The organism is Vibrio gigantis, from assembly GCF_024347515.1.
Taxonomy (GTDB): Bacteria; Pseudomonadota; Gammaproteobacteria; order Enterobacterales; family Vibrionaceae; genus Vibrio; species Vibrio gigantis.
The window spans coordinates 1,980,699-2,004,571 of record NZ_AP025493.1 but is presented as its reverse complement, the minus strand read 5'-3'; the positions used below and the strand labels follow the sequence as shown (position 1 = coordinate 2,004,571).

The following is a 23,873-nucleotide window of genomic DNA, read 5'->3' as shown; positions in this document are numbered from 1 at the left end:
AAGATTACGCCATCACATTTCTTCATTTTCTTTTAACTCACACTGAACACGTGTCAGTCAATGATAGGAGCTTCTTCATGCCTACAATGTCTGTTGGAATGGCAATGAGTTTACTCATTGTCGGCAATCTAATTGCGGTTTTCTCTGATGCCTTAATTAAAACCTTGGGTGAAGACACTGCTGTGTTTCAATTTGTCTTCTTCAGACAGCTAACTGCCGTGTTGATTCTTCTGCCTTTTTGTATTGGTGTGAGTAAAAAGAGCTTTACCGATGGGCTGAAATGGCATGCCCTGCGCGCTCACATCTGGTTGCTGGGCGCAATCTTTATGGTGTTTGCCATCAATGCCATGCCATTGGCCACCGCCAACGCGATTTTCTACGCCGCACCTTTAATGATGCTGCCGTTAGCCTTGGTATTTTTCAAAGAACAACTCAGTCGCTACTCTATTGCTGCTGGAATATTCGGTTTTATGGGCGTTCTGGTCATCATTCGCCCGACAGAGATCGATTGGGCGGCCATTGCAGCGCTTATCGTAGCGTTAACCATTGCCAGTAATAACTTGTTGATCCGTAAACTTCCGAAGCACCAAACTGTGGCACAAACGTTGTTGTTAACCAACTTAGCAGGAGTTCCAGCATCACTTGGGCTCGCCATTTGGGAAGGCCGTGAATGGGATTGGTCACCACTTATCACTGCCGCAGGTTCAAGCGGTTTTATCCTCATCTACGCGGCAATATGTGTCGTCACTTACCGATCGGCAGAAAGCAATAAAATCGCCAGTGCTGAATACAGCGGCTTACTCGGAGCGGTGGGAGTTGGGTTGGTCTGGTTTGGTGAAATGCCTGATATTGCAATGGCGATTGGCACTGCGATGATCATACTGCCGCTCATCTGGCTGGCTCGAAATGAAAAGAAGCAAAGCTAACGAAGTTTATTGATACCAGGCCTGAATACCAAGCGAAATGAGTAAGGTATCACTTCAGACAAGAGCTTTAATTAATATGAACGATGTGAAGCCGTAACGGTAAAAGCGACGGCTTCACATCTTCGTCTCTTCGAGCTAAGCTTAAAGATAAATAGAAAGTGAATAAAGGGATGAACTAGTACACCAATTAGACTAGTTCGTCGCTTTTGAATCGGATGAATTGGCCGCTTTCGTCGCTTCTTCAGCAGTTTTCTTACCAAATACTGTATCCATCATGAAACCAATACGCTTAGTTGCATTACCGAACTTGTTCGGGTTAGCCGTATATGGAACTTTAAACTCGACCTCACCGACTCTTTGCCCGTTCTGATAAGCATTGATCTCCGCTTGCTTCAAGAACAACGCTAAGTCCCAGCCCCAATGGCCTTCATACTCCAATGTTAGCTTATCAAGATCGTGCTGCGACTTATCTGGTACGACGGTGTAGGTATAATCGTTATCTTGCAGCCATGTTTCCATGGTATTCAAGAACCCTTCACGTGTTTCAGCGTCTTTAACGATAACAACATCCACTTCAGTCGTAGGTTCTGGAATCGCGCTCCCTGTGTAACGAGGGGCTCCACAACCTGCCAAAATTAAAACCGAAAGCGATAATAGTAGGTATTTTTTCACGTTATATATCCATTAATAATCAACTGCACGAATGATACCACATCAAAAAAATGACATATTATATAAACAAAGGTTAACCAGACATTCCTTGTTACATAAGTCACTGAAAAACGCGAAAGAAAACACAAAAGCCATAGGTCTCCTTTGATGAACATTTAACGTCATCGCATCTTGAGTGCACAAAAGGAATATCATGGAAAAGACACTTCAAACCAAATTGGCGACAAGCCTATTGCTGCTGAGAGTCGGCATTTTTATCGTCTTCTTGTTCTGGGGCTTAGATAAGATCCTTGTCCCTGAACACGCGACAAAAGTACTGTCTGGTTTTTATGGCATCGACATCTCGGACAACGCGATGATGGCGCTGGGTGTCGCTCAGCTTGGCTTTTTAGGCGCATTCGTTGTAGGCATGTGGAAGAAATACACCTACGGCGCGGTTTTGGTCCTGCAAGCAGGTTCCACCTTCGCCTCTTTTGGAAAGTATATGGACCCGTTCAATAACCTACTGTTCTTTGCCTCTTGGCCAATGCTCGCAGCTTGTGTCGCACTATTCTTACTGCGTGACTACGACACTTATAGTGTTGCTAACTAACATAAAGGGCGCCTGTTACTGGCGCCCTCTTCGGTTTGCTTTCAATAAAACAACAAGCCCAACACTGGCATAAAGTGCCAAGTGTTGAGCATCGAATTAACTGTTGTGATTTGCCGTTCGTTCAGCGAGCACGTCTTTGAATGCGAACATCCCATTCAACGCAGCAGGAAAGCCAGCGTAACAAGACATCTGAATGATCACCTCTTTGATCTCTTCTTCACTGCAACCCACATTAAGCGCCGCATTCAAATGCACTTTAAGTTGTGGGGCGCAGTTACCTAATGCAGTTAACGCTGCCACCGTCGCAATCTCGCGTGATTTCAAATCCAAGTCTTTTCGCACATAAATATCACCAAAAGGATACTCGATGGTGTACTTGGCTAAATCGGGGCTGATATCTTGCAGGCTATCGATAACATTTTTTCCTGCTTCACCATCAATCTGTTTAAGCAGCTCTAGTCCTTTTTCAAAACGTGACGTTTCCATTGTGTTACTCCTATGTATTCAATAGGAGCACAGCATACAAGTTAGAGTTCACTCTAAGTCAACGCGCTTTTCCATCTTTATACAGGTCAATTTTATCTTCCAGAGCGGAAAGGTGGGATTGCTGCTGCGCAATGTGCGCTTTTAAACTTTGTTGGTGCTGTTCTAGCAAAGCTTGACGCCCAAGTACCGTGCTGCTGCCCTGCTCCCTTAGCCGAGCGTATTCTAATATCTCTTCGAGTGGCATGGCCGTTTCTTTTAGGCGAATCACAAACTCAATCCACTTTACGTCTTTTTCGGCATACACTCGGTGCCCACTGCTGTTGCGCTGAACATTTTTAAGCAAACCGATTTTTTCATAGTACCTAAGCGTATGAGCCGACAAACCCACCAAGCTAGAAAACGCCTTCATGTTCATAATATTACTTCCTTAGTAGCCGAATAAGCGAACACTTTGTTTTAAGTAAATAATACTAACACCAAACGAGAAACCGTTGCCCTAGAAACACTAAAACCAACGATGGAATGAAAAATGCCAAACGCTGGGAATGATCTTCACCCGATAAAATGGACACCCTATTATCTTTAACCCGTCGCTACTTCATATTCATGCGGGGTTCGATATCCAAGACTTGAGTGCAGTCTATAACGGTTATAAAAATGCTGGATATAACCGGCAAGTTTATCTCTAAGCTGCTTCTCACTTTTAAAACTATTTTTCCTAATTATGTCGCCTTTGAGCGTATGGAAGAACGACTCCACCTCCGCATTATCAGTGCAATGACCTGGACGATTCATACTTGGGACAATTCCATTTTTTGATAATAAAGCTTGAACTTCATGGGCTCGATATTCAGAGCCTCTGTCGGTATGAAACAATAAGCGCTCTTGTGGCTTTCGATTTCTAATTGCCATTCTCAACGAACTCATCGTTAGCTGTGTACTCTTCTTACTACCAAGCGACCAACCGACGATTTTACGCGAGTAAAGATCGATAACGACCGCTAGATACATCCAACGTTTACCTTGCTTTATATACGTTAGGTCTCCAGACCATTGTTGATTAACTGCCGTTGGTTTTGGTGTGTCTTTTTTAATATTCTTAATCGATTGATAGAACCGATGTAGCTTGGCCATTTTCATGTAAATGCGATAACTTCGCGCTCTTAGCCCTTGCTCTCTCATGATCCGAGCCACACGCTTGCGGCTAACCAAAACTCCTTGCCGCCTCAGCTCTGCATGAACTCGTGGACTACCGTAAGTCTCTCGACTCTGGGTAAACACTTTAGTTATCCGCTTCTTCAAAGCCTGCTCTTCTTGATCGTAGCGGCTTGGCTCTCTATCAAGCCATGCGTAATAACCCGACTTAGAAACAGATAAAAAACGACACATCAATACAATGGAATAACGCGTTTTCTGATGGGCTATGAATCGGAATTTTGTCTATTTTCTTGGGCAACGAATCGTTGCCACTTTTTTAGCAAGTCATTCTCGAGATTAAGTTGTTCGTTCTGACGTTCAAGCTCTGCAATCCGACTAGACTCAGTTTTCTGACTCGGGATCTTAGTCCTTTTCTTACGTTTATCTTCCAAAATAACCCCTTCTCTATAGTCCTTTCGCCATTTAGAAAGCATATAAGGATGGATATCCAATGATAGCGCCACGCTTTTAACTGTAGCTCCTTCTCGAAGCGAAAGTCGGACGGCAGTTACCTTAAATTCCGTGAGATATTGTTGAGTTTTTTTACCTGATTTATAAGCTGGCATAAACACCTCCAATTACAATTGAAGGTGTCCACTAGATCGGGTCAACTACAGAATCAGTCTTAAATTGTTTGTTAGCCTGCTGGCCCAAAGTGCACTTCTCTATGGCAATTAGGACAAAGACTTATAACATTTGAAAGGCTATCCAAACCACCTTGAGATAATGGAATAATATGATGAACCTCTAAATATGGCTGACCATTCGACCGTTTTTTAAATGGAGCTTTCGCTTGGCATTTTTCACAACGACCGTTTGCTCTATAAAGAGCCTCAGCAACTACATCTGGATCCCTGCTATAGTCTTTTACCAATCGATATACAACTCTTGGTGTTTTGGATTTAGATGACAATCTCCCTTGACGCTTCTCCGAAGAGTCATTTAGCGATTTATTCACATCTCTCTCAAAGTTTACTTTATATTCGACTTCAGACTCGTTGATCGATTCGTTCGCTTTTGGGAACAATTTATCCTGACCAACAAATTTGATAAATGCCTTTGCATTAATTTCATCAAAGCTGCTAATGAGACCAATATGCACATTTCGAAGTGATTTGTTTGATGCTTTGCTTATAACAAACAATGGAACTTGCGCTTCAAAGCAATTTTTAAGAGCTTTGATTTCATTTTGATCATGGCTGCCTTTACGTTGGGTATTAGGAAAATCGTAATTGATACCTTCTGTAGACATTGTGTCACTGTAATCTTTACCCGTGTGCAAAACACTAACTGCTACGCCACTTGAGCTATCAACTATATCTCTAGTTACTTCAGTATTAACCCATACACCAGCAGCACCGCCATAGATACCTAAGTCTCTTAATTTCGAAGGCTCAACTTCTGTAGCTACATCCACATAGCTAATCGCATTGAAAAGTTTCTTTCTTCTTTTTATTTCGTTTAATATCAACGTACTTTCCATTTTATTATTGCTGGCTAACGCCGCGTTAAGTAGTGAGCAACACTGCCACCTTACTTAAAGCATTACACCATAAACACAAAACTCAACTTAAACTGAAAACGCCAAGTGTTGCGAATCTGTCTTAAATGCTTTGTATGGATAATAAGCACTCCAATCGGGTAATGTGAGACCCAGGCTTTAGCTGCAACTAAAGCTTTCTATGTCGCAGTTCGTTTAAACGCTGGCTCCTCTATCGAGAGACCTATAACAAACATGAACGCTACATAGGACTTCAAGCATAAACCTCGAATAGTCGACTGGGTCTCGAACCCGCATTACGCAAGTATGAGTTAGCTTATTATGAATACCAAAATCAATCAAAGCATCAACGTTGGAGTTGATACCGGCAAAACACAATTAGACATCCATATCAGGCTACTAGACCTATTTTTCTCAGTAGAGAACAATGAAAAAGGCATCAAGAAAGCACTCAAAACAATTAAAAATCATAACCCTGAACGTATCGTTATTGAAGCAACAGGCCGATTAGAAATGCCTTTTGTTCTTGCATGTGCAGAGGCTCAACTACCTATTGTTAGAGCGAACCCTGTCCACATAAAACGATTCGCTGGTGCTATTGGCCGCAGAGCTAAAAATGATCGTTTAGATGCAGAGTTGATCGCTCACTATGGAGAAGCAATCAAACCAGATTTTACTGTCATAAAGCAAAAAAACATACGTTTAATGAGTGACTTAGTTATTCGCCGAAACCAGTTGTTATCCATACAAACCATGGAAAAGAACCGAATCCAGATACTTCCCGCTTCTCTCCATCCGACTATCAAACCAATGCTAACCACGATAAAAATCAAATCACCAAGTTAGAAGAAAAGCTCGTTAAACTCATTGAAGATAGCCCTGAATACCAGGCTAAAAACACAATATTGCAGAGCGTCCCAGGAATAGGAAACATTGCTGCTGCATCAATAATTAGCAACGTACCTGAACTTGGTTACATCACGAATAAATAAGCGGCATCACTGATTGGTGTCGCTCCAATTACACGCGAAAGTGGTCGCTACAAAGGTAAGCGCGTAATCCAAGGCGGTCGAGCGCAGTACGAACCGTTTTATACATGACGATGATGTCAGCCATGCAATGTAACCCCATATTCAAAGCGACTTATGCTCGACTTTTAGCTGCTGGGAAACCTAAAAAAGTCGCAACAATCGCGTGTGTACGAAAGATGGTTGTAACCCTTAACTCTATGCTCAGAGATGGCGCCATGTGGAATGAAAATACAGCTAAAAACTAATCATTGACGCCATAGTCGTTTGTTAGGCATTCATTCACTTGGTTTACGATTCCCTAATAGAGGAAAACCTCGGATATCCTGAATAGCCTTATACATGTCGAATATTCTTTGAGCGATTTTCTCACCCGTCGAGTTATATATCCGCTTCATCGTTGCTTCAAGATCGCTTCGATGCATTGGAATATCTGATTTGTATTTCATCGATTCACTCATAACCCATTCAAAGTCACTTTGCAGTACTTCGGGAAATTCACTAGCACTTAATGGCAATAATGTATTTATCGCTGGAATTAATCGACTTCTAACATCACCACGTCCAACACATAGTTCCTGAACAGCTAGAAACACCCTTTCTCTTACAGATTCTGCAGCTATTCTATCTTCTATAGAGCTATCAGCCCTTGTTCCATATATCACAACTTACCTACCTCAAACTCTGGAATGCCTAACGCCGCCATAACACGTTTATTACTATGGCGCAAAAGCCAAATTTACCACCTAATTCACTGAAACTAAAGTAAACCTAGAATGCCGAATGTAATAAATCGTGTTGATGGCTTTGTTAGTTTAATTTCCCACGACACGCGCAATAATTTCAGGGATTTCTGCGTAGTTCTCATACCAGACTATTGTGACCCCAAGTTCTCGCATCAGCTCTTCATTAAGCGTATGATGTTGTTTCAAAAACTTTTCAGCTGACTCCACATTGCCAATTATTTGATTTTCCACCGTTTCAGTACCGTTAAAACAAAAGTCACCAGCAGTTAAACGCTTCATAAATGCAAAGTGTTTACTATGTTCTAAATTTTTTGATGATATATCCAGAAGCCTTCTCAAATTAGGATCTGTCATAGATAAACCAACCATCAAACAATTATTTTCTCTAAAAGTATTAAGTTGGACTAAATTAGACCAATGATATGGATTAGAATAGATATGATGATAGCCTTCCTCAGAAAAAACCAACGTAGATTCATTTAAGTCTTGATAATTTGATTGGTCTTCAGGCAAAAAACCATGCGCATGGTATACTGGCAAGTCATCAGGATCATAACTTTCATTCTCAGTATAAATTGACCTAAATTGAATAGAATCACTCGACAATTGACGCTCTAATAAATCATCAAAATTATATGTAACTACTGATTTAATCTTAGCTCCTGTTCGTCTAGGTATACACATAGAAGATAACGACTTAATTAGTGGTGAATTAATATCGAATGATGTATTTCTTAGCTTGTAAAGGCTATCAGTGACAGCTTCAATAAAACCTTGAGCATCTCGACCATTGTTAGATAGCCCTCTGCGCAAATAACGAGCAGCCATGAGAGCAGAAGGTTCGTCTATAACGTTCAACCTCTGAACAAGTTCTGTAATATCCTCATCGGAGATTGTCATATCGCCATCAAATTTCATCGCCATATACCTTACAAATAGCGAATTTAAAAGCGTATTCCAATCAGGCATACCTGCACTACTCGAAACACCAGCGCCTAGTATTAAAGAAAACTGCCCTCTTTTATAACAACTAGCTATCGTTTCAATTGTATTTGTTCGTTCTTGTTTCCAATCGACACTTTGATTTTTAATGGCATCATCAAGTCTCAATGAGAACAAGTTATTTGCAATTTCTTCTGCAAGCTGCTGATGTTTTTCTACTACTATATTTAATTCCTTTGGCCCCCATAAACTCACTTTAAATGGCCAGTTTCCCGAGGACAATATTTCCCCATATCTTTCAACAAAACGAGCTGGTATAGGTTTAGCTGATATTATGATTAGGTGCTTAAACTCAGACTTTAAATCACTATATTCGGTAAAACGAAATAATCGCTCAATATACTTCTTGAAATGTACATTATCTAGATTGAATTTGACTTCAATTAGTGTTGGACCATCAAAATTATCAAAACCTTCAGGAGCTATAGCATCCCCAAAATCAGCCATCTTTCTTCGGTCGAAATGACTAAAAGGTTTATTTTGACTTTCAACATGCTTCTTTAACAAATGCTGAACCAACGTTTCAAAAGAGTAATAACTCTTCGGACCACCTTCATCAATCATTGATATATATTTTTCTATTAACATTCTGAACTCATACCTAAATTAAACTAACGCCCAATTAAGGTGTGAACCACGCGACCACACAACTTAATTTGGACACCGTAAACACTGAACTTGACCTAAACCAAAAATGCCAAGCGTGGTGAATCACTCTTAAATTGTTTGTTATGTGATTAGTGTGCCATAGCTAATTTCTTTTCATTAATCACCAGACTCAAGTGCTCAAGGTTGAGATCTGATACGTCCTTGGCTTTAAGTGGATCAAAATTTCTATTGAAAGCTAAATAATGATTTTTTGATGCTGGAGAATGGTCAATGAAGTACTTTTGTCCCTTCTCCCCTAACTTATTTCTGTATGTAACTTCAACAGAGTGCCTTAACCGTAAAAACACTGTCCCATGCTCTTCAACAAATTTGGGATCTTTCAAAGACCAAATGACATCAAAAAAGCGTTCATTATTGAGATGCCCTTTCACCAACGTTAGCTCTCCAGTTGGTTCAGCTGTCGGATACCAACCATGATAATAACCATAAAGAGGAACATATGTCGTTTGCTTCCCCTGTGGTGTAAAAAACTCAACTTCTACAATAGTATGCAAACTAGCATCAAAGTTACTAATACTTTCACCTGAATTGAAGATCCTTAATTCTTGCTCATATGCGCGTTTTAGTGTCGGATCATAAAGGTAGACTTCTTTTAAAAATATATTCGGCTCGGCGTCTAAAGATGCTATTCGTAACTGCTTTTCAGTCAGCAAATAAGATGAAACCGAAACAAGCAATGCAGCAATACTTATTAGAACTGGAGCTAATGTTTCAAAGTAAATTTTATTTCTTTCTAACCAATTTTTCACACAAACCTCAAAAATCACATAACGAATGACATGGATTCCCCCTACCGAGGATCTGCCACACTTATGTGGTACTTAAATGCATCGGAGGCACCATGTCTGATTATTCTTATTTCTGCGGTATCGACCTAGCTAAAAACCACTTCAGTCTTCATGCCGTAGACCAAAATGGTAAGGTCATACTTCATAAGTCAGTAACCCGCTCTAAACTACTGACTACAATAGCAAATATGCCACTCATGCGTATAGGCGTCGAAGCGTGTGGTGGTGCACATTATTGGGCAAGAACACTCAATAAACTGGGGCATGACGCCCGTATTATGGCCGTTAAATACGTAGTTCCTTATCGAACTAAGGGAAAGAATGACCTTAATGATGCTGTTGCCATATGCGAAGCTGTTCAGCGTCCATCAACTCGCTTTGTACCCGTAAAATCCCCCGAGCAACAAGCCATCCTATCGGTACATAGAATGAGAGAGCATTGGGTTCGTGAACGCACCGCGCTTATGAATCGCATGCGTGCCCTGCTTTCTGAATTCGGATTAATCATTCCTGTTGGTCGCTCTTCATTGATGAAACAGGTTCCCTTAATGCTCGAAGATGCAGAAAATGAACTGCCACACCTCGCAAGAACAGTAATTGCCGATGCTTACCAACACCTTGGAGAATTGAATCAACGTATCGCAGATACTGAACAAGTCTTCGATTCTTTTGCTAAGGTCAGCGCTAATGTTCAACGAGTGATGAAGGTTCGTGGCATTGGACCGCAAACCGCTACTGCGATACTCGCTTCGATAGGTAATGGTTCTCAATTTGATAAAAGTCGCGATTTCTCTGCTTGGCTAGGCTTAGTACCAAAGCAATATTCGACAGGAGGGAAACCTCGCTTAGGCCGGATAACTAAACACGGCGACAAATACTTACGAACACTATTAGTTCACGGAGCAAGGACCGTGATTGCCAACCTTGGCGACAAGCAAGATAAGTTAAGTCAGTGGTGTCGAGGCGTCCTGGAGCGCAGAGGAATGAACCGAGCAATAGTGGCACTTGCCGCGAAGAACGCACGAATTATATGGTCGCTTTTACACAATCAAACCGAATACGAAAACTATGCTGCTTAAGTAAAAACCTAAGCAGCATAAAGAGTTAAACCCACCGGGTCATTGCAGACGCTAATGATGGAGATAGGTTAAGACCACTTGCGGAGAGCCTGTTAATGCGGCGGACACACTAGATGTCATCTAACGAATAAGGCACCGCAGTCGCGCAAAGTCATCAGGGCCACGACGTATGCGAATCGTCGATAAGTAGGCCGAATGTAGAGCGGCAGTCCAAAACCAATCAACATAAGTTTAGCGGATGTTTGACAACCTGGGGGGAATCCATGTAGCCCTGTTAAGGTGTGAGTAACGCAACCACTAAACCCAATGATTACACCGTAAACACCTAACTCCAAATTAACACTGAAAATGCCAAGCGTTAGGAATCACTCTTAAACAGTTTGTTATATTTCTTTCAACACAATCTTCTTTATGACTTCATAGCCTAGCTGCCTGATTTATGGGGCTGCTAACAATTTTTTAATGAGCCAGTAATTTTTGCTTTGTTAAAGCGTAACCACGCTCCTTTTGGATAGAATTTGGCATTGTTCTGTGCTTTGTTTAGCGCAGCGTGCAAAGTCTTGAGCCTTTCTTCCGATAGATTACATTCTTCCCGAATATCGTTGATTCGATCAAAGAGGCTTTCTAAATTTTCTTTTAAGGCTTCCAATTCCAATTCACTAAAGCGCTCTTCAGAATCAAGCATTTCATTAGGAAACATTTCATCAATTTGGTTAGCTAACTGATCATCACAAGATGGGGGTTCCGCATACAAAACTACTAGTTCAGATTCGATATTACTGCACCAACTTTCAATATCGTACGTAACACGCCCCAAGTTAGATTCTCTAAATTGATTTACAGACTTGAGTTCACCAGGGGACATCGTAACTTCGAACTCTCGGATTTGCTCCGTAATAAATTCAGTCTCATCACCTTTAGGCTGCCCACGCAGCGCTCTGCTGAAGATGTCATGTTAAATCGGCTTTGACTTCTTAATCTCATTTGAATATTGAACTTCACGAATTGAGAACTGAAATTGAGGATGATGAGAAAAGGTAATGATAATTAACTCATCATTAACTGGAAACTCAAATTCGAAGTCATCAGCACTGAAAGCTGAGTTTTCTAGAGAGTTTTTAATTTTTAGAATGAAACTTCGATTTAACTGCACTTTGTTCTCCTGAAATATAACGCCCAATTAAGGTGTGAAGCACGCGACCACAATACTCAATTTAACCGCCGTAAACACTGAACTTAACTCAAACAAAAATGCCAAGCGTGCTGAATCAATCTTAAATTGTTTGTTATATTATTCAACGCTTAAACGAGAGAAGGTTGACTTAATTTTACTTTCGATATTAGCTCCAAACTTAGAGTTCTCTATAAATTTCTGGAAATACTTTTCATCATCTCTCAATGCTAATGTGATGTAGCATACATATAAGAGCGAGATTCCGCGTTCAACCGACGGGAATTTAGCCTTTGAACCATCTGGATCCATGAGCCAGATCTCTAAGAATGGTACTAAATACTGCTGACTTTGAAGGTATGCGTCAGACAAGTCATGAATAGTATTAATATCCAAACTATTCATATGATTAAGGAATCGGCTTAACATATTTCTACTGCTATCAGTTAATGGACAATTGAAGACCTTACTGAATTCATTTTCCAATTCATTTACCAGTTCATTGTTACTAACAAAACTTTCAATTGAATCTAGATCTAAATTTACAGAAAGAGGATTTGATTTTATCGAGTCTACCAATTCATTCTTATAAGCACTGATTTCATTTCTTATACCGAAAAACTCTTCATCAGCCAACTCCAAAAGTCCAGACAGTCTTGAGAATCTGCGTCTCAAGCTAACAGGAACTTGAGAACTAGATTTGTACCCTATGTCATGTTCAATTTCTGCCCATGCATGTTGAAGAATAGTTCGGATCTGTATTTCAAACTTAATACCTTTAAACTTCTTATATTCTGGGAGATTTGTCCGAGTATCAGCATGCTCTGCTACCAAGTGAAGAGACATGTATCCAAACCGATCTGGTTCAATTGCTTTGCGCTTATCAATGGAGTTTTCTCTGTCTACAACAAATTCATTCTCGATAATTTGTGAGATTATATCCACATGATCGGAGAAGTACGTAGTAACACGGAGCCCTACGATATCAGTAATATCTTTTAACGAAGAGTAACTTTTATCTGGACGATTTACTTTTCCGCGTAGACTACTTACAGTTTTACATCGACTTGTAATTGAATGAACATCGATTGAATCATTTGATAGTAAGGTTGAAATTAGCCCGTTGGTCACTTTTTCTAAAGAATCATAGACCGCCTTATCTTTACTATACTCTTTTATTATCTCATCACTATCTTTCATACTAATCCTCTAAATAATATAACGAATGACATGGATTCCCCCTACCGAGGATCTGCCACACTTATGTGGTACTTAAATGCATCGGAGGCACCATGTCTGATTATTCTTATTTCTGCGGTATCGACCTAGCTAAAAACCACTTCAGTCTTCATGCCGTAGACCAAAATGGTAAGGTCATACTTCATAAGTCAGTAACCCGCTCTAAACTACTGACTACAATAGCAAATATGCCACTCATGCGTATAGGCGTCGAAGCGTGTGGTGGTGCACATTATTGGGCAAGAACACTCAATAAACTGGGGCATGACGCCCGTATTATGGCCGTTAAATACGTAGTTCCTTATCGAACTAAGGGAAAGAATGACCTTAATGATGCTGTTGCCATATGCGAAGCTGTTCAGCGTCCATCAACTCGCTTTGTACCCGTAAAATCCCCCGAGCAACAAGCCATCCTATCGGTACATAGAATGAGAGAGCATTGGGTTCGTGAACGCACCGCGCTTATGAATCGCATGCGTGCCCTGCTTTCTGAATTCGGATTAATCATTCCTGTTGGTCGCTCTTCATTGATGAAACAGGTTCCCTTAATGCTCGAAGATGCAGAAAATGAACTGCCACACCTCGCAAGAACAGTAATTGCCGATGCTTACCAACACCTTGGAGAATTGAATCAACGTATCGCAGATACTGAACAAGTCTTCGATTCTTTTGCTAAGGTCAGCGCTAATGTTCAACGAGTGATGAAGGTTCGTGGCATTGGACCGCAAACCGCTACTGCGATACTCGCTTCGATAGGTAATGGTTCTCAATTTGATAAAAGTCGCGATTTCTCTGCTTGGCTAGGCTTAGTACCAAAGCAATATTCGACAGGAGGGAAACCTCGCTTAGGCCGGATAACTAAACACGGCGACAAATACTTACGAACACTATTAGTTCACGGAGCAAGGACCGTGATTGCCAACCTTGGCGACAAGCAAGATAAGTTAAGTCAGTGGTGTCGAGGCGTCCTGGAGCGCAGAGGAATGAACCGAGCAATAGTGGCACTTGCCGCGAAGAACGCACGAATTATATGGTCGCTTTTACACAATCAAACCGAATACGAAAACTATGCTGCTTAAGTAAAAACCTAAGCAGCATAAAGAGTTAAACCCACCGGGTCATTGCAGACGCTAATGATGGAGATAGGTTAAGACCACTTGCGGAGAGCCTGTTAATGCGGCGGACACACTAGATGTCATCTAACGAATAAGGCACCGCAGTCGCGCAAAGTCATCAGGGCCACGACGTATGCGAATCGTCGATAAGTAGGCCGAATGTAGAGCGGCAGTCCAAAACCAATCAACATAAGTTTAGCGGATGTTTGACAACCTGGGGGGAATCCATGTAGCCGCATTAAGGTGTGAGCGGCGCTTGGCTATACTTGAGCGAAGCGAAACTGCCAAGTGTTGCGAATCACTCTTAAATGCTTTGTTAGCTGCCTACCGAAAGCTAAATGGACCCAACCTTACAATCGATGTAGTCAAGGTCACTGGGTTGTAGTCTATTTCTATCCCCATAAACGAGAATGAGAGTGACTGAATGGTGCCTTCATTTACCCCTGCCCCCTCTGAGTGTGTTAGATCTAAATCTTGGATTTGATCTTCAACTGGAGAGCCCGCACACCGAATAAACAGCTTTATTTCTTGAGAAGGGTTCAACCTTGCCGATTCAATGCTCAACTCGTTTTCGTTGTGTATCACTGCCATAGAAGTAGGAAATACTTCGAAGTTTTCAATTGGCGCAGTTGTTTTCAGTCGCAGGATAATATTGTCTGTACCCTTATTACCACGACTTGTGACTGTAATAGCTACTGGAGAATGAGGCATATCAGAGATGAAAGATTCAGGCACACCAAAATCTGAAAGTTGCGATACCTCATAAGTTAATTTTGCGACCTTACGAGTACTGAAGTGTGTATACATAGCCCAAAGTAACGCTAGCGCAGCCACCACGGCAGAGCCAATTGAGACCATTGTTGCAGTATCCAATTCCAAGAACTATCTCCAAATAAACAAATAAGTAAAAACATGTGCATTTTAAAGCATAATCGGCACATGAGTCACTTCATGAATAAACGTGAGGTTTGCCGTTGAGGCAGCTAACGAATGACATGGATTCCCCCTACCGAGGATCTGCCACACTTATGTGGTACTTAAATGCATCGGAGGCACCATGTCTGATTATTCTTATTTCTGCGGTATCGACCTAGCTAAAAACCACTTCAGTCTTCATGCCGTAGACCAAAATGGTAAGGTCATACTTCATAAGTCAGTAACCCGCTCTAAACTACTGACTACAATAGCAAATATGCCACTCATGCGTATAGGCGTCGAAGCGTGTGGTGGTGCACATTATTGGGCAAGAACACTCAATAAACTGGGGCATGACGCCCGTATTATGGCCGTTAAATACGTAGTTCCTTATCGAACTAAGGGAAAGAATGACCTTAATGATGCTGTTGCCATATGCGAAGCTGTTCAGCGTCCATCAACTCGCTTTGTACCCGTAAAATCCCCCGAGCAACAAGCCATCCTATCGGTACATAGAATGAGAGAGCATTGGGTTCGTGAACGCACCGCGCTTATGAATCGCATGCGTGCCCTGCTTTCTGAATTCGGATTAATCATTCCTGTTGGTCGCTCTTCATTGATGAAACAGGTTCCCTTAATGCTCGAAGATGCAGAAAATGAACTGCCACACCTCGCAAGAACAGTAATTGCCGATGCTTACCAACACCTTGGAGAATTGAATCAACGTATCGCAGATACTGAACAAGTCTTCGATTCTTTTGCTAAGGTCAGCGCTAATGTTCAACGAGTGATGAAGGTTCGTGGCATTGGACCGCAAACCGCTACTGCGATACTCGCTTCGATAGGTAATGGTTCTCAATTTGATAAAAGTCGCGATTTCTCTGCTTGGCTAGGCTTAGTACCAAAGCAATATTCGACAGGAGGGAAACCTCGCTTAGGCCGGATAACTAAACACGGCGACAAATACTTACGAACACTATTAGTTCACGGAGCAAGGACCGTGATTGCCAACCTTGGCGACAAGCAAGATAAGTTAAGTCAGTGGTGTCGAGGCGTCCTGGAGCGCAGAGGAATGAACCGAGCAATAGTGGCACTTGCCGCGAAGAACGCACGAATTATATGGTCGCTTTTACACAATCAAACCGAATACGAAAACTATGCTGCTTAAGTAAAAACCTAAGCAGCATAAAGAGTTAAACCCACCGGGTCATTGCAGACGCTAATGATGGAGATAGGTTAAGACCACTTGCGGAGAGCCTGTTAATGCGGCGGACACACTAGATGTCATCTAACGAATAAGGCACCGCAGTCGCGCAAAGTCATCAGGGCCACGACGTATGCGAATCGTCGATAAGTAGGCCGAATGTAGAGCGGCAGTCCAAAACCAATCAACATAAGTTTAGCGGATGTTTGACAACCTGGGGGGAATCCATGTAGCCTTGTTAAGGGGTGAGCAATGCAGTACTGAAGGTGCTGCAACCACCTTAACCACCAAACCTAACGCATAGTAAAAATGCCACGCGTTGCGAATCCCTCTTGAACAATTTGTTAGATTGCTGCGCGATGTAACTAAAGTTTAGCGCCAAGATGCTGAATTAGTTACAAAACTACTGGCTTTGAACACCAATGTAAAACTGAAAACTACCAAACTCAAACCCAACCAGAAAAATGCACTTGGCTAAGAAGCGACATACAACAAGCCATCACAGTTTGAAGCACTTTAGCTGACAAAGGATGCGTTCGATGAACCTGACAACCAGGTGTAAAAATGCCACCATCTTGCGAATTAGCCACCAAGAAAAAGAAGCCGCGCAAAAGAACCATTACGAAACAGTTAGAACCAGTAATAGACTAACCTGCCATAAATACTTCACATATAGTGCCACCGGAAAGTTCGTGAGATCAGAAAACGAACAGGTGTAAAGCACAAACACTGAAGTAGGCTCTTTGACCAAAAACGCTTTTCTACTATTGCAAACTAACAGCTATATTAGACAGAATAATTCTGCATTTTGTCCATGAAACAATTCTGTCTAGTAATCTGAAATGTTCTGACTCTGTCTAATAACCCATTTAATAACAGCACCTTACCAGCTAGCTTCTTTATCAAACATGACAAAAAGCAGAAATTTTCCATATAGTTTCGGCAAAATGTAGAAAGTGACTCAATGTGTGAGTTAGTCGTCATCTTCTTGGTTGATGTCTTCGCCGCAGCCTAGGCATTTTGGTTCTAGATCTGTGGGTAGCATGATGATTAAGCCACAGTGTGGGCACAGGTCGCCTTGGTTATACATGGTCACTCCTAAGCAGCGCTGAATTCGCCAGTGTATGAGATAAGGCCAGTTTTCTTGCCTTTGAGTAGAATGGTTACGCCTTGGTCGTTCATGCCTGTTATTTGCCAACCGAGCTTTTCGGCCTTGGCTAATGTGGCAAGCGCTTTGGGTTTGTCTTCTAGGCTTTCCATAATCGCGGCTACGTCGGTCTCTTCGCCAATCGCTTCAATGAGTATCGGGTTATCATAATCAACTTCGGCCAGCGTTTTGCCCTGCTCGTTCACTGTTAGCGATAAAATGCGAAATACGGCTTTGTCGTTGTAATCTTTAATATGCAACTTGCCTTCATCATCAACCTCTCCGTCAATGGCAACAATGTAGCCAGGCTTCCCTTGGGCAATGGCTTTAACGTGTTTTGCACGCTCTACACCACCCGCTCGAGTTCTTCCATCGTTGTCTGTTTCCATACCACTGTTGGCAATATCAAACTTCTCACCGATTTTAGTGCGGTTCCATGCGCGTAGGTAAATCCCTTTGGCGTTCTCACTTCCCCAAGACCACACGGTGTTGTGAAGCGGAGCCTCCAGTTTTTGTTCAAAGAATTTAGAAATGGCCAATTTAGACATCAATTTACCTCTACCTAGAAAATTATGGAACACCATACCAATTCGTAAAATGATATGTGAAACTTGTTATTTAATCAATCGGTATTGCATACTTAAAAACAAAAACGCCGACGTAATTGTCGGCGCTTAACTTTAAGTATGAATAGGTTAGAGGTAGTCAGCTACTTCGCCAATGTACTCAAAAACTCGGCTTCAAACTCTTCATCGGCTTCTCGGGTTAGGCATGCCACCAGCCAATCTATGCTTTCATGGTCGAGCTTACTGTTCACTACGAACGCTTGCTTCACACCAAATTGATCCAGCTTGGCAGAACCGTAATTCTTGAACGATTTATTGCCGTGGTAATGGAGTGATTTAATCGCATCCGTGTTTGGCTCTGGTAAGGCATCAAGGGTGTTGGCAAGCTGAATCGCCAACTCCATTGGGTTCTTAGATGAAGAGATACGATACAGAAAACCGCCCTCCACTCTTTGGCGAACCCAATAATCAAAGCCGCTGCAATCCATCACTTTGTCACTGACCAACGCGGCTTCACTGCGATAACCACACGGCTCTACCACAACGGGCGTATGTTTGAATTCTGGCTGACCAGAGGCTGCATCGGTATGAGGCAAGATCAAGTCACACGGCTTACTGTCTTTGGCGGTTGGCGCATTCCAGTGAATAGGCATAAACACCTGTTCACGGCGCATCTCTTTGGTTACCACTAAGCGCGCTTGGCACTCGCCTTGTGCGCTGCGCACTTTCACCACTGGGTTTATCGTCGCGTGGTTAAACGCATCTAAACCAAACTCTTCTAAACCAAGTGCAGCGACCGTGTCTGGGTGCATGGCAACAAAAGGTTCGGGTGTATGCTCACCTAAGCCAGCAGCCAAGCCAGTTCGGCTCATGGTGTGCCATTGATCTCGGATTCGCCCTGTGTTCATGATGAGCGGAAATTCGACACTGGTATCAGCAATCGGCTTATCGTGTTCAACCGCAATAAACTGCGCCTTGCCAGATTCAGTAAAGAACTCGCCATTGGTAAACATGCGCTGCTCAATGATCTCTGGTTGATACTCAAGTACTGGCCACTGCTGTGGAGTCAGCTCGCCATAGCCTTTTTCATCCAGTTTGGTTAATCCAATTAAGCACAAATCACGCGCTTTGCCCGTTGCATTGCCGAGCGCTGTCATCTCGCTATACTCTTTGAAGATCTCGCCTTCGTGGCGGAAGTCAAACTGGTCTTTGAATCCCATTTTCTGCGCGACTTCTTTTAAGATCCACCAATCCGGTTTGGCTTCTCCTGGGCTTGGTAATATACGGCGCTGACGTGAGATTCGACGCTCAGAGTTAGTCACAGTGCCGGACTTTTCACTCCACCCTTGCGCGGGTAGCACTACATCAGCCAAACGTGTGGTCTCCGTATCAGCAATGCAGTCCGACACCACCACAAACGGACACTTCTCTAACGCTGTTTTGATTTTCTCGCTGTCAGGCAAGCTCACGACTGGGTTGGTTGCCATGATCCACACGGCTTTTATCTTGCCCTCATTCATGGCATCAAACAGGTCGATCGCTTTCAACCCTGCGTGAGTGGCTAAGCTGTCGGTCTGCCAAAATTCGCTCACGGTTTGGTGTGATTGTGGATCACCAAATTCAAAGTGCGCCGCTAAGGTATTGGCTAAGCCGCCTACTTCACGCCCACCCATCGCGTTCGGTTGGCCTGTGACAGAGAATGGTCCCATGCCCGGTTTACCGATTTTGCCAGTCGCCAAGTGGCTGTTGATAATGGCGTTTACCTTATCGCACCCTTGAGTAGATTGGTTTACACCTTGGGAGTAGATGGTGAGCACTTTCTCGTTAGATGCGAATAACTGGTAGAACTGTTCGAGTTGTTGCTCGCTAAGCCCTGTCAGTTCAGGAACGCTTTTTTTGCCCCAACCTGATTCGGTATAACGGTAATCTGTGGCGGTTCGTATCGCTTCAGTAAAACCTTGGGTGTGTTTTTCAATGTAATCAGCATCGAGTTTGTCGTTGTCATCTAAGTAGGCTAGCAAACCATTGAACAGCGCCACGTCTGAGCCAGACTCCAACGCCAAGTGTATATCAGCAATTTCACAGGTGTCGGTGTAGCGCGGGTCTATGACGATCACTTTCATTTCTGAGTTGGCTTGCTTGGCAGCGCGTAGGCGCTGAAAAAGGACCGGGTGACACCAAGCGAGGTTTGAACCCGTGATGACGACCACTTCTGCTTGCTCGAGGTCTTCATAGCAAACTGGTACTGTGTCTGCACCAAATGCACGCTTATGCCCAACCACAGTTGAAGCCATACAAAGGCGAGAATTACTGTCGATATTGCCGCTACCGATGAAGCCTTTCATCAGTTTATTGGCAACATAATAGTCTTCAGTAAGCAGCTGACCAGAAACATAAAACGCGACCGAATCGGCTCCAAATTCTTCGATCGTTTGATTGAATTTGTCTGCGACTAACTGAGTTGCACTGTTCCAATCCAGCTCTTGTTTTTGGTCATTCTGAATATGAGCTGGCTGTGTAAGACGACCTAAAGGCGTGACGGTGTCGCCAAGCGCAATCCCTTTAGTACATAGCTTTCCGTAATTTGACGGGTGGTCTTTATCACCACGTACTTCTAGTTTTCCTAGCGATGTCGGTCTCGCTTCTATTCCACACCCCACACCGCAATAAGCACAGGTCGATTTTATCCAGCCGCTGTTTGAATCGGTCATCCGTTTCTCGCTCAATTATCCATAATTGTAATAACTTGAACCAAGCAAATAACACGCCACTTAACACCAATTGTTTAACTTGAAAAATTAACCCTATAAAACAATAACTTAACAAGCAAGGAAATATCAACAATGAATCCAGCAGAACTTAATCAAGATGGAAACTTAATTTTTGCACCATCTTGTAGAAAGTTGCACCACAAACGCTCATTTATGCCAATCTAACAAAAACCCAACATACCACTTTAGGGGTAATTACGTGCCACTGTGGATTTTTAAACCTTTGAATTTTATATGTTAATTTTTATTTAAATGAGCAGACCACAATCTGGCATCCTCCTTGCTCCACTAAAAACCAAGACTTAGAAAAAACATTTTTGTTTTTCTTGGTGATTATGAATTGAGTGGAATCTCAACCCGGTATTCACCTGCTAACGACTAGAAATTAGATGCTAGTAATGATGAAGCCGAGAATAAGGAATGGATTATGAGCAAGAAGAAAATCGTCGTTGTTGGTAACGGCATGGTTGGACACAAATTTATCGACAACATCCTGCAATCAGAGAGTGATGAGTTTGATGTAATTACTTTTAGCGAAGAGCCAAGGCTAGCGTACGACCGTGTTCAGCTAACCGCCTACTTTAATGGTAAAACCGCTGATGACTTGTCATTAACCAGTGAAGAGTATTACCAGAGCAACGGCGTGAACTACTTGTTGAACCAGAAGGTAGCCAAGCTAGACACAGCTAATCAACAAGTGATCACTGAGAGTGGTCATGTTGAAAGTTACGACAAGCTAATCTTGGCAACGGGTTCTTTCCCTTTTGTTCCTCCTATTCCCGGTAACGACCAAGAACACTGTCACGTTTATCGTACTATCGAAGACTTAGACGCCATCGAGCTTTCAAGCAAAACCAGCAAATCTGGCGTGGTCATTGGTGGTGGTCTGCTTGGCTTAGAAGCCGCAAACGCTGTCAAAAACCTTGGCTTAGAAACCCATGTGGTTGAATTCGCACCTCGCCTAATGACCGTTCAATTAGATGACGGTGGCGGTGCCCTACTGCGCAGAAAAATTGAAGACCTTGGTGTGCAAGTTCATACCGAGAAAGCCACATCTGAAATAGTCGCAGGCGAAACCTCTCGCTACCGCATGAACTTCGCGGATGGCACCCATTTAGAAACCGACATGATCGTATTCTCTGCAGGTATTCGCCCTCAAGATGAGCTAGCAAGAAGCTCTGATGTCGAGATTGGCGAACGTGGCGGTATTGTCATCAACAACCACTGTCAGACCAGCATGGATAACGTCTACGCCATTGGTGAATGTGCGCTTTGGGACAACAAGATCTTCGGCTTAGTGGCCCCTGGTTATTCTATGGCAAAAATCGCGGCTTCGCATATTGTCTCTGACGGCACTGACGAGTCTGAATTCACTGGCGCAGACATGAGTACCAAACTCAAACTGCTTGGTGTCGATGTGGCCAGTATTGGTGAAGTACACGGCAAGACGGAAGGCGCTCAGTCGTATACCTATAACGATGAAATCAAACAAGTTTATAAGCGCCTGATCATCTCAGCTGACGGTACAAAGATTGTCGGTGCTGTATTGGTGGGTGACGCAGAAGCCTATGGCTCGCTACTGCAAATCAAGCAAAACGACATGCCACTGCCAGAGAACCCATCGGTACTGATTTTACCTAACTTGGCGGATGATTCAGGTTCGGCAATGGGTGTCGAAGCTCTGCCAGACAGCGCTGTGATTTGTTCATGTTTTGATGTGACCAAAGGTGACATTAAAGACGCGGTATCTGCTGGCTGCACCACCATGGCAGAACTGAAAGAAACCACCAATGCCTCAACAGGTTGTGGCGGTTGTTCTGCTCTTGCTAAACAGGTTCTGGATAGTGAGCTAAGTAACCTAGGTGTTGAAGTCTCTAACGATATTTGTGAGCACTTTGCTTATTCTCGCCAAGAACTCACTGACATCATCCGCGTCAACAAAATTAAGACCTTTGATGAGCTGTTAGATTCTCACGGAAACGGACTAGGTTGTACCGTATGTAAGCCAGCAGTCGGTTCAATTTTGGCTTCTTACTGGAACGATTACATCCTCGAAGATCAACACATCGAACTGCAAGACACCAATGACATCTATCTCGGCAACATGCAAAAAGATGGCACCTACTCTGTGGTACCACGTATTGCTGGCGGTGAAATCACACCAGATAAGCTAATCGTGCTTGGTGAAGTCGCTAAAGAGTTCGACCTATATACCAAAATCACAGGCGGTCAACGTGTCGACTTGTTTGGCGCACAACTTAACGAGCTGCCCATCATCTGGAAAAAGCTAATCGATGCAGGTTTTGAAACTGGCCACGCCTACGGTAAATCGGTTCGTACCGTAAAATCATGTGTTGGTAGCACTTGGTGCCGATACGGTGTCGACGACAGTGTTGGGTTAGCGATTCGACTTGAGAACCGCTACAAAGGCTTACGCTCGCCACACAAGATCAAGTTTGCGGTTTCTGGCTGTACTCGTGAATGTGCAGAAGCGCAATCGAAAGACATTGGTGTTATCGCAACAGACAAAGGTTGGAACCTCTACATCTGTGGCAACGGCGGTATGCGCCCTCGCCATGCAGACCTATTCGCCACTGATTTGGACGAAACCACACTGCTTCAATACATCGACCGCGTTTTGATGTTCTACACACGGACCGCGGACCGCCTACAACGTACATCGGTATGGATGGAGAACCTTGAAGGCGGCATTGAATACCTCAAGCAAGTCGTGATTGAAGACAAGCTAAATGTTGCTGAAGAACTCGAAGCGGACATCGCACTCAACATCGAGAAATACCAGTGTGAATGGAAAACCACCATTGAAAACCCAGAAAAGATGAAGCGATTCCAGCACTACATCAACAGTGAAGAAATGGACACCAGCCTGTCATTCATCAAAGAGCGAGAGCAACGTTTTCCTAAGCCGAGCTTGAGTGATTCTTCGAATGCAAAACGCGATGAAAAGCTGACTAAAGCAGACCAAATCGAAGTCACGGAAGTTTCGTAAGCCTCATTGAGTGAGTGAATCAGTAACAACGAAACCCAATATCGATAGT

Annotated in this window: 19 protein-coding genes and 2 pseudogenes; 7 read left to right on the top strand and 14 right to left on the bottom strand. The window is 43.0% G+C overall.

Translation table 11 applies throughout. The features are described 5' to 3' along the window. Positions 1-77: 77 nt before the first annotated feature. A complete protein-coding gene (locus OCV56_RS24880; protein WP_061017325.1) occupies positions 78-926 on the top strand; it encodes a DMT family transporter in 849 nt (282 codons plus the stop codon). A 192-nt stretch (positions 927-1,118) separates the two neighbouring features. Here OCV56_RS24880 and OCV56_RS24875 read toward each other — a convergent pair whose 3' ends face one another. Further along, the gene (locus tag OCV56_RS24875) at positions 1,119-1,598 is read right to left on the bottom strand and encodes an Sbal_3080 family lipoprotein (RefSeq protein WP_086713739.1); all 480 of its coding nucleotides are present in this window, start codon (positions 1,596-1,598) and stop codon (positions 1,119-1,121) included. Positions 1,599-1,791: 193 nt separating this feature from the next. On the opposite strand from OCV56_RS24875, the gene OCV56_RS24870 reads away from it, so the two are divergent. Further along, positions 1,792-2,190, top strand: coding sequence for a hypothetical protein (locus OCV56_RS24870; protein WP_086713738.1), 399 nt, complete (start codon positions 1,792-1,794; stop codon positions 2,188-2,190). Positions 2,191-2,286: 96 nt separating this feature from the next. Here OCV56_RS24870 and OCV56_RS24865 read toward each other — a convergent pair whose 3' ends face one another. From OCV56_RS24865 to OCV56_RS24850, 4 genes and pseudogenes are all read right to left on the bottom strand, one after another. Further along, positions 2,287-2,676 carry a carboxymuconolactone decarboxylase family protein gene (locus tag OCV56_RS24865; protein WP_086713737.1) on the bottom strand — a complete coding sequence of 130 codons (390 nt, stop codon included), beginning with the start codon at positions 2,674-2,676 and terminating at the stop codon, positions 2,287-2,289. A 58-nt stretch (positions 2,677-2,734) separates the two neighbouring features. Next, positions 2,735-3,091, bottom strand: coding sequence for a MerR family transcriptional regulator (locus OCV56_RS24860; protein WP_086713736.1), 357 nt, complete (start codon positions 3,089-3,091; stop codon positions 2,735-2,737). Positions 3,092-3,258: 167 nt separating this feature from the next. Next, positions 3,259-4,439 (bottom strand): annotated as a pseudogene (locus OCV56_RS24855) (IS3 family transposase). Between the two features lie 71 nt (positions 4,440-4,510). Further along, positions 4,511-5,356 carry an HNH endonuclease gene (locus OCV56_RS24850; RefSeq protein WP_228761180.1) on the bottom strand — a complete coding sequence of 282 codons (846 nt, stop codon included), beginning with the start codon at positions 5,354-5,356 and terminating at the stop codon, positions 4,511-4,513. A 339-nt stretch (positions 5,357-5,695) separates the two neighbouring features. Here OCV56_RS24850 and OCV56_RS24845 point away from each other — a divergent pair. Next, positions 5,696-6,650 (top strand): annotated as a pseudogene (locus OCV56_RS24845) (IS110 family RNA-guided transposase). Positions 6,651-6,680: 30 nt separating this feature from the next. On the opposite strand, the gene OCV56_RS24840 reads toward OCV56_RS24845, so the two are convergent. From OCV56_RS24840 to OCV56_RS24830, 3 genes are all read right to left on the bottom strand, one after another. Beyond that, positions 6,681-7,067, bottom strand: a complete 387-nt coding sequence (locus tag OCV56_RS24840; protein WP_086713735.1) for a hypothetical protein — start codon at positions 7,065-7,067, stop codon at positions 6,681-6,683. Between the two features lie 150 nt (positions 7,068-7,217). Next, positions 7,218-8,738, bottom strand: a complete 1,521-nt coding sequence (locus OCV56_RS24835; protein WP_086713734.1) for an SIR2 family protein — start codon at positions 8,736-8,738, stop codon at positions 7,218-7,220. A gap of 149 nt (positions 8,739-8,887) precedes the next feature. Beyond that, entirely contained in the window at positions 8,888-9,568 is a 681-nt protein-coding gene (locus OCV56_RS24830; RefSeq protein WP_143691572.1) for a hypothetical protein, read from the bottom strand. A 92-nt stretch (positions 9,569-9,660) separates the two neighbouring features. Between OCV56_RS24830 and OCV56_RS24825 the strand changes: the two genes are divergently transcribed. After that, the gene (locus tag OCV56_RS24825; RefSeq protein ID WP_261901423.1) at positions 9,661-10,686 is read left to right on the top strand and encodes an IS110-like element ISVisp6 family transposase; all 1,026 of its coding nucleotides are present in this window, start codon (positions 9,661-9,663) and stop codon (positions 10,684-10,686) included. Positions 10,687-11,134: 448 nt separating this feature from the next. Here the strand turns inward: OCV56_RS24825 and OCV56_RS24820 are convergent, their stop codons facing one another. The 3 genes from OCV56_RS24820 to OCV56_RS24810 form a co-directional block, all read right to left on the bottom strand. Continuing rightward, complete coding sequence (locus OCV56_RS24820; RefSeq protein ID WP_228761245.1) at positions 11,135-11,551, bottom strand: hypothetical protein; 417 nt, start codon at positions 11,549-11,551, stop codon at positions 11,135-11,137. Between the two features lie 90 nt (positions 11,552-11,641). Beyond that, positions 11,642-11,839: a hypothetical protein gene (locus OCV56_RS24815; protein ID WP_228761246.1), complete on the bottom strand. Its 198-nt coding sequence runs from the start codon at positions 11,837-11,839 to the stop codon at positions 11,642-11,644. 138 nt (positions 11,840-11,977) lie between these two features. After that, complete coding sequence (locus OCV56_RS24810) at positions 11,978-13,057, bottom strand: GTP pyrophosphokinase (RefSeq protein WP_086716372.1); 1,080 nt, start codon at positions 13,055-13,057, stop codon at positions 11,978-11,980. 92 nt (positions 13,058-13,149) lie between these two features. Between OCV56_RS24810 and OCV56_RS24805 the strand changes: the two genes are divergently transcribed. Then, positions 13,150-14,175 carry an IS110-like element ISVisp6 family transposase gene (locus OCV56_RS24805; protein ID WP_261901423.1) on the top strand — a complete coding sequence of 342 codons (1,026 nt, stop codon included), beginning with the start codon at positions 13,150-13,152 and terminating at the stop codon, positions 14,173-14,175. A gap of 360 nt (positions 14,176-14,535) precedes the next feature. Here the strand turns inward: OCV56_RS24805 and OCV56_RS24800 are convergent, their stop codons facing one another. Next, entirely contained in the window at positions 14,536-15,090 is a 555-nt protein-coding gene (locus OCV56_RS24800) for a hypothetical protein (RefSeq protein ID WP_086716361.1), read from the bottom strand. Positions 15,091-15,268: 178 nt separating this feature from the next. Between OCV56_RS24800 and OCV56_RS24795 the strand changes: the two genes are divergently transcribed. Continuing rightward, complete coding sequence (locus OCV56_RS24795; RefSeq protein WP_261901423.1) at positions 15,269-16,294, top strand: IS110-like element ISVisp6 family transposase; 1,026 nt, start codon at positions 15,269-15,271, stop codon at positions 16,292-16,294. Positions 16,295-17,428: 1,134 nt separating this feature from the next. Here OCV56_RS24795 and OCV56_RS24785 read toward each other — a convergent pair. Beyond that, a complete protein-coding gene (locus OCV56_RS24785) occupies positions 17,429-18,025 on the bottom strand; it encodes a hypothetical protein (protein ID WP_143691555.1) in 597 nt (198 codons plus the stop codon). 161 nt (positions 18,026-18,186) lie between these two features. Beyond that, positions 18,187-20,769: a molybdopterin oxidoreductase family protein gene (locus OCV56_RS24780; RefSeq protein WP_086712057.1), complete on the bottom strand. Its 2,583-nt coding sequence runs from the start codon at positions 20,767-20,769 to the stop codon at positions 18,187-18,189. Between the two features lie 472 nt (positions 20,770-21,241). On the opposite strand from OCV56_RS24780, the gene nirB reads away from it, so the two are divergent. Beyond that, positions 21,242-23,824 (top strand): nitrite reductase large subunit NirB, encoded by a 2,583-nt coding sequence (gene nirB / locus OCV56_RS24775; protein WP_086712058.1) that lies wholly within the window; start codon positions 21,242-21,244, stop codon positions 23,822-23,824. Positions 23,825-23,873: the final 49 nt, after the last annotated feature.